The 13435-nt window shown below is 67.2% G+C and carries 11 protein-coding genes and 1 tRNA gene; 3 read left to right on the forward strand and 9 right to left on the reverse strand.

Annotation, left to right across the window (positions count from 1 at the left end):
- Positions 1-201: 201 nt before the first annotated feature.
- The 9 genes from LOZ83_RS10940 to dnaA all read right to left on the reverse strand — a co-directional run bounded on the left by LOZ83_RS10940 (position 202) and on the right by dnaA (position 12057).
- A tRNA-Ile gene (locus tag LOZ83_RS10940) sits at positions 202-275 on the reverse strand.
- A gap of 30 nt (positions 276-305) precedes the next feature.
- Positions 306-1013 carry a DUF3566 domain-containing protein gene (locus LOZ83_RS10945; RefSeq protein ID WP_236790317.1) on the reverse strand — a complete coding sequence of 236 codons (708 nt, stop codon included), beginning with the start codon at positions 1011-1013 and terminating at the stop codon, positions 306-308.
- A gap of 11 nt (positions 1014-1024) precedes the next feature.
- On the reverse strand, positions 1025-3550 hold the full coding sequence (gene gyrA, locus LOZ83_RS10950) for a DNA gyrase subunit A (RefSeq protein ID WP_236790318.1): 2526 nt from the start codon (positions 3548-3550) through the stop codon (positions 1025-1027).
- Between the two features lie 42 nt (positions 3551-3592).
- A complete protein-coding gene (gyrB, locus tag LOZ83_RS10955) occupies positions 3593-5560 on the reverse strand; it encodes a DNA topoisomerase (ATP-hydrolyzing) subunit B (protein ID WP_236790319.1) in 1968 nt (655 codons plus the stop codon).
- Positions 5561-5740: 180 nt separating this feature from the next.
- Positions 5741-6232: a DciA family protein gene (locus LOZ83_RS10960; protein WP_236790764.1), complete on the reverse strand. Its 492-nt coding sequence runs from the start codon at positions 6230-6232 to the stop codon at positions 5741-5743.
- 241 nt (positions 6233-6473) lie between these two features.
- Positions 6474-7628 (reverse strand): DNA replication/repair protein RecF, encoded by a 1155-nt coding sequence (gene recF / locus LOZ83_RS10965; RefSeq protein ID WP_236790320.1) that lies wholly within the window; start codon positions 7626-7628, stop codon positions 6474-6476.
- Between the two features lie 7 nt (positions 7629-7635).
- A complete protein-coding gene (gene gnd / locus LOZ83_RS10970) occupies positions 7636-8526 on the reverse strand; it encodes a phosphogluconate dehydrogenase (NAD(+)-dependent, decarboxylating) (protein WP_236790321.1) in 891 nt (296 codons plus the stop codon).
- Between the two features lie 30 nt (positions 8527-8556).
- Positions 8557-9690 (reverse strand): DNA polymerase III subunit beta, encoded by a 1134-nt coding sequence (dnaN, locus tag LOZ83_RS10975; protein ID WP_236790322.1) that lies wholly within the window; start codon positions 9688-9690, stop codon positions 8557-8559.
- A gap of 762 nt (positions 9691-10452) precedes the next feature.
- Entirely contained in the window at positions 10453-12057 is a 1605-nt protein-coding gene (dnaA, locus tag LOZ83_RS10980; RefSeq protein WP_236790323.1) for a chromosomal replication initiator protein DnaA, read from the reverse strand.
- A 517-nt stretch (positions 12058-12574) separates the two neighbouring features.
- Here dnaA and rpmH point away from each other — a divergent pair.
- The 3 genes from rpmH to yidD are packed head-to-tail and all read left to right on the forward strand — an operon-like array spanning position 12575 to position 13431.
- A complete protein-coding gene (rpmH, locus tag LOZ83_RS10985) occupies positions 12575-12718 on the forward strand; it encodes a 50S ribosomal protein L34 (protein ID WP_236790324.1) in 144 nt (47 codons plus the stop codon).
- 24 nt (positions 12719-12742) lie between these two features.
- Positions 12743-13117 carry a ribonuclease P protein component gene (gene rnpA / locus LOZ83_RS10990; RefSeq protein ID WP_236790326.1) on the forward strand — a complete coding sequence of 125 codons (375 nt, stop codon included), beginning with the start codon at positions 12743-12745 and terminating at the stop codon, positions 13115-13117.
- Positions 13114-13431: a membrane protein insertion efficiency factor YidD gene (yidD, locus tag LOZ83_RS10995; RefSeq protein ID WP_236790327.1), complete on the forward strand. Its 318-nt coding sequence runs from the start codon at positions 13114-13116 to the stop codon at positions 13429-13431. The genes rnpA and yidD overlap by 4 nt, the downstream gene beginning before the upstream one ends.
- Positions 13432-13435 lie beyond the last annotated feature (4 nt).

Here is a 13435-nt window from a genome sequence, read left to right on the forward strand (position 1 = left end):
AACACCGAAAAAACAACGCCCATTCAAGTAAGTGAAATCACCCGATCATGACCCCCCGCACCCAAACAACCACACAAATGCTGGTCCCCACACACGCGCCCAGCGCTCGCCAAGGGTGAGGAGCAAGCACCGCGGGGGTCCGGGGGGTCGCCCCCCGGGAGAGATAAGGACACGGGGAAGGTGTCAAAAACACCGAACAGGTGGGCCCAGGAGGACTTGAACCTCCGACCTCTTCGTTATCAGCGAAGCGCTCTAACCGCCTGAGCTATGGGCCCCGGAACGAGGAAAAGACTACAGGATGCCTTCTACTCCCGTTCAGACAGGGTGACTTCGAGGCCGCCGGCGAGGTCGGCGGACACGTTGTAGATGAACGCGCTCACGGTGGCGAGTGCCGACAGCAGCACGATGTTGATCGCGCCGAGGATGGCGGCGATGCCGAACACGCGACCGGCGCTGATGAGTGGTGCGGCCGGGGAGTTGCCGCCGTCGCCGGAGACCAGGGACGAGTAGGTGCCGTTCAGCTTGTCCCACACGCCCATGCCGTCGAGCACGGTGTACAGCACGCCGACGGCGACCAGCCACACGAAGAACAGTGCGACGCCGAGCACCAGGGACAGCTTCAGCACCGACCACGGGTCGAACCGTTTGACCTGCAGGCTCGCCCGCCGGGGGCCGCGGCCGGGGCGGCGGAGCGCGCTCGGCGTTCCGCGGCCCTTGGTCGCGGCGCCCGGCACGCTCACGTTCTCCTGCCCCCTCAGCCCAGCTAGTGCGTCTTCACGCGTCTCGGCCGAGCCGCCGAACAGCCCGGCCGCCGCGCTGCCGGTGACGATCGTCGTCTGATCGGTCCCGGCTTTTTCCGAGTGAAGCACACTTTCCCCGGACTGGCTGCTCGGAAGCCACTGTGTCGGGCCTTCGGCCGTACCGTTGCCGTGGTCCTTGCTCAGCCGCTGCCAGGGCGGCGTCGCCTTGTCACCAGCGGCCGTGGGTGATTCCGAGTTTTCGGGCGAAGTCACTCAATAAATCCTTACGCTTCAGGCTGGTCGGCCTGTGCTCCGGTCTCGTCTCCGTTGCCTTCACCATTACCGACGTCTGAGGGCTCGTCGGCGTTGCGTGCCACCGCGAGGAGAGTAGTGCCCTCCCCGAGGTTGATCAGCCGCACACCCTTCGTCTGCCGACCGGTCTTGCGGACCTGCTCGGCCGCAGTGCGGATGACGCCGCCGTTGGAGGTGATGGCGTACAGCTCGTCGTCTTCGTCGACGATGAGCGCGCCCACCAGCCTGCCACGTTTGCGGTCATGCTGGATGGTCAGCACACCCTTGCCGCCGCGGCCCTGCACCGGGTAGTCCTCGATCGGCGTCCGCTTCGCGTACCCGCCGTCGGTCGCGACCAGCAGGAACTTGTCCGGCTTGACGACGTTCAGCGCGAGCAGTTCGTCGCCGTCGTTGAAGCGCATGCCGAGCACGCCGGAGGTGGCGCGGCCCATGGGCCGCAGCGCCTCGTCGGTGTCGTGGAACCGGATCGACTGCCCTTCCGCGGAGACCAGCAGCAGGTCGTCGTCGGGGCCGGCGAGCACGGCACCGACCAGTTCGTCACCTTCGCGCAGGTTGACCGCGATGAGACCGCCCGAGCGGTTCGAGTCGAAGTCGCTCAGTTTGGTCTTCTTGACCAAACCCTTGCGGGTGGCGAGCACCAGGTACGGCGCCACCTCGTAGTTCGGGATCTCGATGACCTGGGCGATCTCCTCGTCCGGCTGGAACGCCAGCAGGTTCGCGACGTGCTGGCCGCGCGCCGCGCGGTTCGCCTCGGGCAGTTCGTACGCCTTTGCCCGGTACACCCGGCCTTTGTTGGTGAAGAACAGGATCCAGTCGTGCGTGGAGCACACGAAGAAGTGCTGCACGATGTCGTCCTGCTTGAGCTGTGCGCCCTGCACACCCTTGCCGCCGCGTTTCTGCGAGCGGTACAGGTCGGTCTTCGTGCGCTTCGCGTAACCGGTGCGCGTGATGGTGACCACCACGTCCTCGACTGCGATCAGGTCCTCGACCGACACGTCGCCGTCGAACGGGATGATCTGGGTGCGCCGCTCGTCGCCGTACTTGTCGACGATCTCGGTCAGCTCTTCCTTGATGATCAGCCGCTGCCGCTCGGGCTTCTCCAGGATGTCCTTCAGATCGGCGATCTCGATCTCGATCTCGGCGAGCTCGTCGATGATCTTCTGGCGTTCCAGTGCGGCGAGCCGGCGCAGCTGCATGTCCAGGATCGCGGTCGCCTGGATCTCGTCGATCTCCAGCAGCTCGATCAGGCCGGTGCGCGCCACGTCGACGGTCGGCGACCGGCGGATCAGCGCGATCACCTCGTCCAGCATGTCCAGTGCCTTGACCAGACCACGCAGGATGTGGGCGCGTTCTTCCTTCTTGCGCAACCGGAACCGGGTGCGCCGGATGATCACTTCGATCTGGTGGTTGACGTAATGGCTGACCACCTGGTCGAGCCGCAGCGTCCGCGGCACCTGGTCGACCAGTGCCAGCATGTTGACGCCGAAGTTGTACTGCAGCTGGGTGTGCTTGTAGAGGTTGTTCAGCACGACCTTCGCGACCGCGTCCCGCTTGAGCGTGATCACGATCCGCATCCCGCGGCGGCTGTTGGACTCATCGGCGATGTCGGCGATCCCGGTGAGCTTGCCGTCGCGCACGAGCGCGGCGATGTTCTCCACCAGGTTGTCCGGGTTGACCTGGTACGGCAGCTCGGTGGCGATCAGGACCGTGCGGCCCTTGACGTCCTCGTCGACCTCGACGACCGCGCGCATCCGCACCGAACCGCGGCCGGTGCGGTAGGCCTCCTCGATCCCGGACGTGCCCAGGATCAGGCCCTTCGTCGGGAAGTCCGGGCCCTTGATGCGCATGAGCAGCGCGGCGAGCAGCTCCTCGTCGCTCGCCTCCGGATTGTCCAGCGCCCAGATGACACCCTCGGCGACCTCCCGCAGGTTGTGCGGCGGGATGTTGGTCGCCATCCCGACCGCGATCCCCGACGTGCCGTTGACCAGCAGGTTCGGGATCCGGGCCGGCAGGACGTCCGGTTCCTGGGTACGGCCGTCGTAGTTGTCGGAGAAGTCGACGGTGTCTTCTTCGATCTCGCGGAGCATCTCCATCGCGAGCGGGCCGAGCCGGCACTCGGTGTACCGCATGGCCGCCGCGGGGTCGTTACCCGGCGAACCGAAGTTGCCCTGGCCGTCGATGAGCGGGTAGCGCAACGACCACGGCTGCGCGAGCCGGACCAGCGCGTCGTAGATCGCCGAGTCACCGTGCGGGTGGTAGTTGCCCATGACGTCGCCGACGACACGCGAGCACTTGTTGTATCCGCGCTCCGGCCGGAAACCCGAGTCGTACATGGAGTACAACACGCGGCGGTGCACGGGCTTGAGGCCATCGCGCACGTCCGGCAGCGCCCGCGACACGATCACGCTCATCGCGTAGTCGATGTACGAGCGCTGCATCTCCTGCTGGATGTCGACCGGCTCGGTGCGGTCGTGATCCGGCGGCAAGGTTTCCGTCATGAGGTCCTTCTCAACTGGACAGTCCTAAGTGGAGGCTGCGGGTCAGACGTCGAGGAAACGAACGTCCTTGGCATTGCGGGTGATGAACGAGCGGCGCGCCTCCACGTCCTCACCCATCAGCACGGTGAACAGCTCGTCGGCCGCGGCGGCGTCGTCCAGCGTCACCTGCAACAGCAGCCGGTGCGCCGGGTCCATCGTCGTTTCCCACAGCTCTTCGGCGTTCATCTCACCGAGACCCTTGTAGCGCTGGATCGCGTCGTCCTTCGGCAGGCGGCGACCCGCCTCGGCACCGGCGGCGATCAGACCGTCGCGTTCCTTGTCGGAGTAGGCGTACTCCGGTTCCGCCCGCGGCCACTTGATCTTGTACAGCGGTGGCTGCGCGAGGTACACGTGACCGTGCTCGATGAGCTGCGGCATGAACCGGAACAGCAGCGTCAGCAACAAGGTGCGGATGTGCTGACCGTCCACATCGGCGTCGGCCATCAGCACGATCTTGTGGTAGCGCAGCTTCGACAGGTCGAACTCGTCGTGGATGCCGGTGCCCAGCGCGGTGATGAGCGACTGCACCTCGGTGTTCTTGAGCACCCGGTCGATCCGGGCCTTCTCCACGTTGATGATCTTGCCGCGGATCGGCAGGATCGCCTGGAACCGCGACTCGCGGCCTTCCTTGGCGGAACCGCCGGCGGAGTCACCCTCGACGATGTAGAGCTCGCACTCTTCCGGGTCCGTGGACTGGCAGTCCTTCAGCTTGCCCGGCAGGCCGCCGATCTCCAGCGCACCCTTGCGGCGCACCAGATCCCGCGCGCGCCGCGCGGCCATCCGCGCCTGCGCGCTGGCGACCGACTTGTTGATGATCGTCTTGGCCTCGGTGGGGTTGCGCTCGAACCAGTCGGCCAGCCATTCGTTCGTTTTGGTCTGTACGAACGACTTCGCCTCGCTGTTGCCCAGCTTGGTCTTGGTCTGGCCCTCGAACTGCGGCTCGGCCAGCTTGATCGACACGATCGCGGCGAGACCCTCGCGCACGTCCTCACCGGAGAGGTTCTCGTCCTTCTCCTTCAACAGCTTCTTGTCGCGCGCGTACGCGTTGACTACGCGGGTCACCGCGGCGCGGAAGCCTTCTTCGTGCGTACCGCCCTCGTGCGTGTTGATCGTGTTCGCGAACGTGTGCACCGACGGCGTGTAGGAGTTGTTCCACTGCATCGCGACCTCGACCTCGAGGCCGTCGCCTTTGGCGTCGAACGAGATGACGCTCGGGTGGATCGGATCCTTGCTGCCGTTGATGTGCTTGACGAAATCGACGAGCCCGCCCGGGTAGTGGAAGACCCGTTCCTTGACGCGGGCCTGCTGGCCGTCGACGTCGGTTTCGGCGTCCGCCTCGGAGACGCGCTCGTCGCGCAGGCTGATGTAGAGGCCCTTGTTCAGGAAGGCCATCTCCTGCAGGCGGCGCGCGACCGTCTCGGCGTTGTACGTCGTGGTCTCGAAGATGTCCGGGTCGGCCCAGAACGTGGTCGTCGTGCCGGTGCCGTCGGCGGGACCGACCTCGATCAGCTCGCCCGGCTCGGAGTGGTCGTAGTGCTGCCGCCAGGTCGTGCCGTCCCGGCGGACCTCCACGTCGAGTGCGGTGGACAGCGCGTTCACCACCGAGACGCCGACGCCGTGCAGACCGCCCGACACGGCGTAGCTCTCACTGTCGAACTTGCCACCGGCGTGCAGCACGGTGTGCACGATCTCCAGGGTGGACTTCTTGTGTACGGGGTGTTCCTCGACGGGGATGCCACGGCCGTTGTCCGCGACGCGCACACCGCCGTCGGCCAGCAGGGTCACGTCGACCCGGTCCGCGAATCCGGCCATCGCCTCGTCGACGGAGTTGTCCACGACTTCTTGGATAAGATGGTGGAGACCGCGCTCACCGGTCGAGCCGATGTACATACCGGGACGTTTCCGGACGGCTTCGAGTCCCTCGAGCACGGTGATGGAGGACGCGTTGTAGTCATTCTGCTTGGCTGCCACAGGCCTGCTTTCTCCTCAGTCTCACCTAGGGGACCCCGCTCCCTTGTACATTCTACTTGGCCACGTGCGCTCAGGTGCGGCAAGGACACCCCTGATTTCCTCACAGAGCGACGAACTCGAACCCGGATGAGTGCCGGGGTGGCTCTGCGTCATGCCGGTGCATCTCGGCGCGTTCAGATCTCAGCCGTAAGTGTCGCGGGGCCCTCGGCCGGGAACATGCCGCGCGCCCTTGCGCCAGCTCGGCGCGGTGGGTCCGTGGATGCGCATGCGCTTGACCACGCCGTGCCCGACGGCGGCGGCGATCTTGGTGAGCAGCTGGCCCTGCAGCAGGCGCAGCTGGGTGGCCCAAGCCGTCGAGCTGGCACGGACGGTGAGCTCGCCGTCCTTCAGCGCGACCGGCTGGGCGTGTTCCGCGACCTCTTCCCCGACCAGCCGGGCCCACTGGCCGAAGACCTGGCCATCGGCAAGACGCTGTGACCAGCCGCGATCCGTGGCGAGCCGCGACATCAGGCGGCCTAGCGGTTGCGGATCACGCGCGTCGGCTCCCGCGCCGGACCAGCGCCGGCGCCGGGGGTTCTGGCCGAACTGCCCTGCCGTACGCTTTCGGACGCCGGGCTCCACACCCCGCGCCTCGGCCTTCGCGCGGGCGGCGGCCAGAGCTTGCCGCGCCAGATCGCGGCCCGACCCGTTTGGCCCAGTTGTCGTGTCACTCTGTGTGCTGGATGGAGTCTGGCCGGCCGAGGGACCCCCTGCTCGTGTCCCGGCATCTGACTCATTTGGCCGCTTGATCACCCGCGGCGATGACGCGTTCACCGTGTTATCCACACTATCCACAGAGTTGTCCCCAGATCGGTGGGTAAATTGTGTGGCCCCGGTCACTCGTGGTGCTCGGGCCGAGCGTGCAGAGCCGTCCTCAGGCACTCCTGACCTCCCCATTCGAGACCGCGAAACGGGTGCCCGATAGCTCTTCGGGCACGTCCTCATCCACCGCGGCGGTGATCAACACCTGTTCGGCTGCGGCCGCCACCTCCGCGAGCCGCGCCCGGCGACGCCGGTCCAGCTCGGCGAACACGTCGTCCAGCAGCAGCACCGGTTCCCCGTTCTCACTGCGCAACAGCTCGTAGGAGCCGAGCCGCAACGAGAGCGCGAACGACCACGACTCGCCATGACTCGCATACCCCTTCGCGGGCGCATCGCCGAGCACCAACTCCAGCTCGTCGCGATGCGGGCCGACCAGGCTCACTCCCCGTTCGAGCTCGGCCTGCCGCGTTTCGCCCAGTGCTCGCACGAGGATATCCGCCAGCTTGTCGGGATCGGCGCGTTCCCCATCGGATTTTCCGTATCCGTCGGGAAGTTCGTCGCCGAGGCTCGACCGGTACGAGATGGTCGCCGGCTGCGAGTCCGGCGCGACTCCCATGTAGGCGGCCGAAGTATGCGGCGCGAGATCCGCGACGAGATCGAGCCGTCCCGCGAGCAGTTGCGCGCCGACCGTCGCGAGATGGTTGTCCCACACTTCGAGAGTCGAGAGCGCGTAAGGATCTTCGCGCGCGCCCTTTCTCTTGCCGGCCGTCTTCAGCAACGCGTTCCGTTGGCGCAGCACACGTTCGTAGTCCGAGCGCACACCCGCCCACCGCGGCGCGCGCAACACCAGCAACTCGTCGAGGAATCGCCTGCGCTCACCCGGATCTCCGCGCACCAACGCCAGATCCTCGGGCGCGAACAACACTGTGCGCAGAATCCCGAGGATGTCCCGCGGCTTGCCGACCGCGCCGCGGTTGACCCGTGCGCGGTTCGCCTTGCCCGGCGTGATTTCGAGTTCGATGGTCAGCTCGCGATCGTCGTTGACCACGGCCGCCCGGACCAGCGCACGCTCGCACCCGTGCCGGACGAGCGGCGCGTCGGTGGCGACCCGGTGCGAACCGAGCGTCGCCAGATAGCCGATCGCCTCCAGCAGGTTGGTCTTGCCCCGGCCGTTCGGGCCGACCAGCACGGTCGGCCCCGGCATCAACGGCAGGTCCGCGTGCTCCCATGAACGGAAGTCGGTGACCTGAAGATGACGGAGGTACAAGATTCGCCTACTGACCGACCTTCTTGACGGCGTGCCCGCCGAACTGGTTGCGCAGCGCGGCAACCGCGCGCATCGCCGCGGAATCCTTCTGCCGTGAGGAGAACCGGGCGAACAGCGCGGCCGAGATCACCGGCGCGGGCACGGCGTTGTTGATCGCCTCTTCCAGCGTCCACCGGCCCTCGCCCGAATCCTCGACGTAGCCCTCGAGATCGTCCAACTCCGGGTCCTCGTCCAGTGCGCGGACCAGCAGCTCGAGCAACCAGGACCGGACGACGGTGCCGCGCTGCCAGCCCTTGATCACGGCGGGCACGTCCTTGATCACATGCGCGGCTTCCATCAGCTCGAAGCCTTCGGCGTAAGCCTGCATGATCCCGTACTCGATGCCGTTGTGGATCATCTTCGCGTAGTGGCCGGCGCCGACCAGGCCCGCGTGCGAAAAACCGTCCTCGCGCGGACCTTCCGGACGGAGCGTGTCGAAGATCGGCATCGCGCGTGCGACATCTTCTTCCGCGCCACCGACCATCAGGCCGTAGCCGTTGTCCTTGCCCCACACGCCACCGGACACCCCGCAGTCGAGGTAACCGATCTTCTTCGCGGCGAGCGTTTCGGCGTTGCGCTTGTCGTCGGTGAACTTCGAGTTGCCGCCGTCGATCACGAGATCGCCCTCGGACAGCAGCTCGCCGAGCTCCGCCACGGTGTCCCGGGTCGGGCCGCCGGCCGGCACCATGATCCACACGATCCGCGGCGCCTCGAGCTTCGAGACCATGTCCGCCAGTGAAGAGGAATCGCTCACGGCTTCGTTGCGGTCGTAGCCGACCACCTCGTGCCCGGCGGTCCGCAACCGCTCGCGCATGTTGAAGCCCATCTTGCCGAGGCCGACGAGACCCAGCTGCACCATCGAAAATCCCCTTGTGTCGCGTGTTTCCGGTCAGCCCGGCAGGCGGACCGGCATCAACAAGTAGAGGTAACCAGGAACGACCTGGCCCTGCTCGTCCGCCGGCTTGATCAACGCCGGCCGGTTCGGGGTGGTGAACGTGAGTTCCGCGCGGTCGGCGTGCAGGGCGCCGAGACCGTCGACGAGGTAGCCCGGGTTGAACGCGATCGTCACGGGATCGCCTTCGTAGTCCACCGGCAGCTCTTCCTCGGCGCTGCCTTCGTCGTCGCCGCCCGCGGACAGCCGGAGCGTCCCGTCCGCGAACTCCAACCGGACCTGGGTGCCGCGCTCGGCGACGAGCGACACGCGCTTGATCGCCTCGGACAGCGGCGCGACGTCGATCACCGCGCGGGACGTGTGCTGCGCGGGCAGCAACTGGCGGTACGGCGGGAACTCCGCGTCGAGCAGCCGGGTGGTGGTGTAGCGGCCGGAACCGGCGAGGCCGAGCAGGCCCTCGCCGCTGGCGAGACTGATCGAGACCTTCGCGCCGCTCGTGCCGAGCGACTTGGCCGCTTCGGCGAGCGTGCGCGCCGGCACGAGGACGGCCGCGTCGTCGAGCCCGTCGGCCGGCTCCCAGGTGAACTCGCGCATCGCGAGCCGGAACCGGTCGGTGGCGACGAGGGTGAGCGAGCTGCCCGAGATCTCCAGCCGCATGCCGGTCAGCATCGGGAGCGTGTCGTCCTTGCCGGCGGCGACGGCGACCTGGGTCACCGCCTGGCCGAACGCCTCGCCCGCGACCTCACCGGCGAGCGCGGGCTGGGCCGGCAGCGCCGGGTAGTCCTCGACCGGCATGGTCGGCAGCGAGAACCGGGCGTTGCCACAAGTGATCGACGCGCGGGCGCCGTCGACGAAGATCTCGACCGGCTGGGCGGGCAGCGCCTTGGTGATGTCGGCGAGTAGCCGCCCGGACACCAGCAGCCGTCCGCCGTCGGCGATCGTGGCCGGGACGCCGACCGTGGCCGAGACCTCGTAGTCGAAGCCGGACACGGTGAGGGCGTCGGTCGTGCCGTCGGAGCCGGCGTCGAGCAGGACACCACCCAGCACCGGAACGGGCGGCCTCGACGGCAGGCTGCGGGCCACCCAAGCGACGGCGTCAGCCAGCCCATCTCGCTCGACGCGGATCTTCATGCGCCCATCCTTTCGACAGCCGAGCCACCCCTTGGGCTCGAGAAGGTCGTCAAGCAGCCCCGGACGCGCGGTGCGCAGCGCGTTGACCAGGGATCTCGCTGTGTGGTGAAGCCCGGCGCCGATGTCACCAACGACCTGCGGGCTCCGGTGTGGATACCCACGTTAGAACGTGACCCGGCCCGCCGTCATTCGGGGCAGGCCATCGACATGTCGACGAGTCGTCCGGATCTCGCCGCTTGTCCCCAACTCCACAGCCGCCTGTTTTTGCTTTAGAAGATCTTCTTGAGAAGAACAAGGGCAGTAACAGTAATAGGGGCTGTGGGTTGTGTGGACAGCTCGTGTCGTCGCAGGTCCGGCGGCGTGGCGGGGTGTGGACATCTGGGGGTGGGCGGCTGTGGACGGTTTCGGCGATCCGTGGACAAGTTCGCGCGCCTCACAATCCGTCCACAGCCATCCACAGTTGTCCACATGATCTTCCCCAGCTGTGGGCCGAGTTGTACCCATCCACCGCGGCCGGTCGCGGCGGCCGCGACTTCACCCCAGTGAGCGACCACCTTCGTCTTTCGATGCCTTGTCGTTATTGGGATCACAACCGGTGCCCGCCCGGATACCGTTGGGACGCAGGCAGAAGCGCGGCATGACGCGGCGCACTGTCCTAGTTGGACTGACCCGGTGTTTCCCGGTGCGGCAGGGAGTCCCCGGAAAAGAAATAAGGACAGCCGCGATGTGCCGCGACTGTCCGAAGTGGAATGAGGAGTAGCGCTACTGGCGGGCGCGCTGCTTGATGCGGAAGGTCAGTTCCTGCACCTGGTCGTAGATCCGCCGGCGCTCGGCCATTTCCTTGCGGATCTTCTTGTCCGCGTGCATGACCGTCGTGTGGTCGCGGCCGCCGAACGTCTGCCCGATCTTCGGCAGCGACATGTCGGTCAGCTCGCGGCACAGATACATGGCGATCTGCCGGGCGGTGGCGAGCGCCTTGGTCTTCCCGGGCCCGCACAGGTCGTCGATCGTCACGTCGAAGAACTCGGCCGTGGTGGCCATGATCGTCGGCGCGCTGATTTCCGGCGCCTGCGAATCCGGGATGAGATCGCGCAACACGATCTCCGCCAGACCGACGTCGACCGGTTGCTGGTTCAGGGAGGCGAACGCGGTGACGCGGATGAGCGCGCCCTCCAGTTCGCGGATGTTCGCCTCCACTCGGGAAGCGATGAACTCCAGTACCTCACCCGGCACCGCGAGCCGGTCCTGCGCGGCCTTCTTGCGCAGGATCGCGATTCGCGTCTCGAGCTCCGGCGGCTGGATGTCGGTGATCAGTCCCCACTCGAACCGCGTGCGCAACCGGTCTTCCAGTGTTTCCAGTCGCTTCGGCGGCCGGTCGGAGGAGACCACGATCTGCTTGTTCGCGTTGTGCAGCGTGTTGAAGGTATGGAAGAACTCCTCCTGGGTTCCTTCCTTGCCTTCCAGGAACTGGATGTCGTCGACGAGCAGGATGTCGATGTCGCGGTAGCGGCGCTGGAACGCCACCTTCCGGTCGTCGCGCAGCGAGTTGATGAAGTCGTTGGTGAATTCCTCGGTCGACACGTAGCGCACGCGCATGCCGGGGAACAGCCGCTGGGCGTAGTGCCCGACCGCGTGCAGTAGATGTGTCTTGCCGAGCCCGGACTCGCCCCAGATGAACAACGGGTTGTACGCGCGGGACGGCGCTTCCGCGACGGCGAAGGCTGCCGCGTGCGCGAACCGGTTGGAGGCGCCGATGACGAACGTGTCGAAGGTGTACTTCTCGTTCAGGCGCGTCTTGGAAGTCTGTGGTTGCGCGGGCGCGGTGTAGGGCTGCCCGGCGATCGGTTGTCCGGAGAACATCGGCCAGATCTCGTGCGCCGCGGCCAGCGCCTCGCCTTCCTCGTCGACTTCTTCTTCGCCGTCGTCTTCGGGGAGCATCGGCTTGGCCGGCTCGGCGACGCTCGCCCCGACCCGGCCGCGCCGGATCGGCGGGAGCATGCCTTCGTCCAGCGGCGGCATCACGGCCGGACGCGGCGGAGCCTCCGTGGTTCCGTTTTCCACTCGCGCGGGTGACGGAGCGTAGTGCGGCTGTGGCGGGGCGACCTCGGTGCTGTCGACCTTGACCGCGAGCGACACCGGCCGGCCGAGCCGCCGGGACAGCGCGTGGGTGATCGGTTCGCGCAGCGCGCGCTCGATCGCTTCCTTCGCGAAGTCACTCGGCGCGGCGAGCAGCGCCGTACCGTCGAGCAAACCGATCGGGCGCGTGACGCGCATCCACGCTCGCTGCTGCGGGGAGAGGGTGCCGTCCGACAGTTCGCGGACGACCTGCTCCCAGACAACGCCCAGGTTCATCTGGTGCTCGGACACCGACTTCGCTCCCCTCCCCTCGTCCACCCCAAGACGAAATCACTCTGTGCGGTGGCCCGCCCACCCCATCGAACGGCGTTCATGGCCACGAAGGTGGCCGCGCGCAGCGACCATCCACAGAGTTGTCCACAACTGTGCACTAATGTACGGCGACCCACAGCGACTCCACCTGCGGGTCGAACCTACGCCTGCCTGAGCCTCTCCACCTTTTGACGGCGGCGCCGAGCCCCACGAACGGGTGACTCAAGAGGAGACACGCTAACAAGCCTCGCGCTGTCAGACAAGACGCCTGCCGCAGAAGGGTTCCATGCTCTACACGGCGTCGCCAATCGATTCTTATGCGTGCTGACGGGGGCCCGGTTGTCTGCTCACCTCAGGCGGTGCGTACCCTCGTAAAGTCACCCCGCTTGTCGCGGGCGCCTTTGTGTGTCCACGTTCGCGAGTCCGGGGGCGGACACACCAGACCTGACGGTGGCTCTCGCGCCGCCGGTATGTCGAGACCAGGAGAAGCAGAGTCGTGAGCAAGGGTAAGCGCACTTTCCAGCCGAACAACCGCCGACGCGCCCGGACGCACGGATTCCGGCTGCGCATGCGCACTCGTGCCGGCCGGTCGATCCTTTCGGCCCGTCGTCGCAAGGGCCGCGAGAAGCTGTCGGCCTGATCGCGCCACTTCCAGGCGCACCCCATGCTGCCCGCTGCCGCGCGCCTGCGGCGAAGTGAGGACTTCCGCGAAGTGATGCGCCGCGGGGCCCGCGCGGGGCGGCGGCGCCTGGTCGTTCATGTGTTGCAGGCCCCAGACCCGTCCGCGGCACCGTCGCGGGCGGGTTTTGTGGTAAGCAAGGCGGTCGGTAACTCGGTGATCCGGCACCGGGTGAGCAGGCGGTTGCGACATCTGGTCGCCGCCCGGCTCGGAACTGTCCCGCCCGCCACCACGTTGGTGGTTAGGGCACTGCCGCCGGCTGCGACCGCGTCCAGCGCCCAACTCGGCGCGGACCTCGACGCGGCACTTGCGCGGCTGAGCCTCCTTCCGGACCAACACAACGATGGGCCTGCGGTGTGAACGAGCACACGACCGCGATCGGCGACGGAACCCAGGAAGCCACACACCCGGGCCCGGTCGCCCGGGTCCTGCTGCTCCCGATTCGCTTCTATCGCAAATTCATCTCCCCCTTCCTCCCGCCGAGCTGCCGCTTCTACCCGAGCTGCAGCACGTACGCGGTCGAGGCCCTGACCCGCTTCGGCGCCGCCCGCGGGTCGTATCTCGCGGTGCGCAGGCTGCTGCGGTGCGGCCCATGGACGATGCCCGGTCGCGACCCGGTGCCCGAGACGTTCTCCTGGCGTCACACCAGACCTGATTTGTCAACCGAGGAGTAGCTCA

The organism is Amycolatopsis sp. GM8 (assembly GCF_021653975.1).
In the GTDB taxonomy this organism is placed as follows: domain Bacteria; phylum Actinomycetota; class Actinomycetes; order Mycobacteriales; family Pseudonocardiaceae; genus Amycolatopsis_E.

What these genes read in the sequence shown, in the direction of transcription:
- gyrA (WP_236790318.1), bottom strand. Translation starts at nt 3,550, where the DNA reads ATGACGGAAACCTTGCCGCCGGATCACGACCGCACCGAGCCGGTCGAC.
- gnd (WP_236790321.1), bottom strand. Translation starts at nt 8,526, where the DNA reads ATGGTGCAGCTGGGTCTCGTCGGCCTCGGCAAGATGGGCTTCAACATG.
- dnaN (WP_236790322.1), bottom strand. Translation starts at nt 9,690, where the DNA reads ATGAAGATCCGCGTCGAGCGAGATGGGCTGGCTGACGCCGTCGCTTGG.
- rnpA (WP_236790326.1), top strand. Translation starts at nt 12,743, where the DNA reads ATGCTGCCCGCTGCCGCGCGCCTGCGGCGAAGTGAGGACTTCCGCGAA.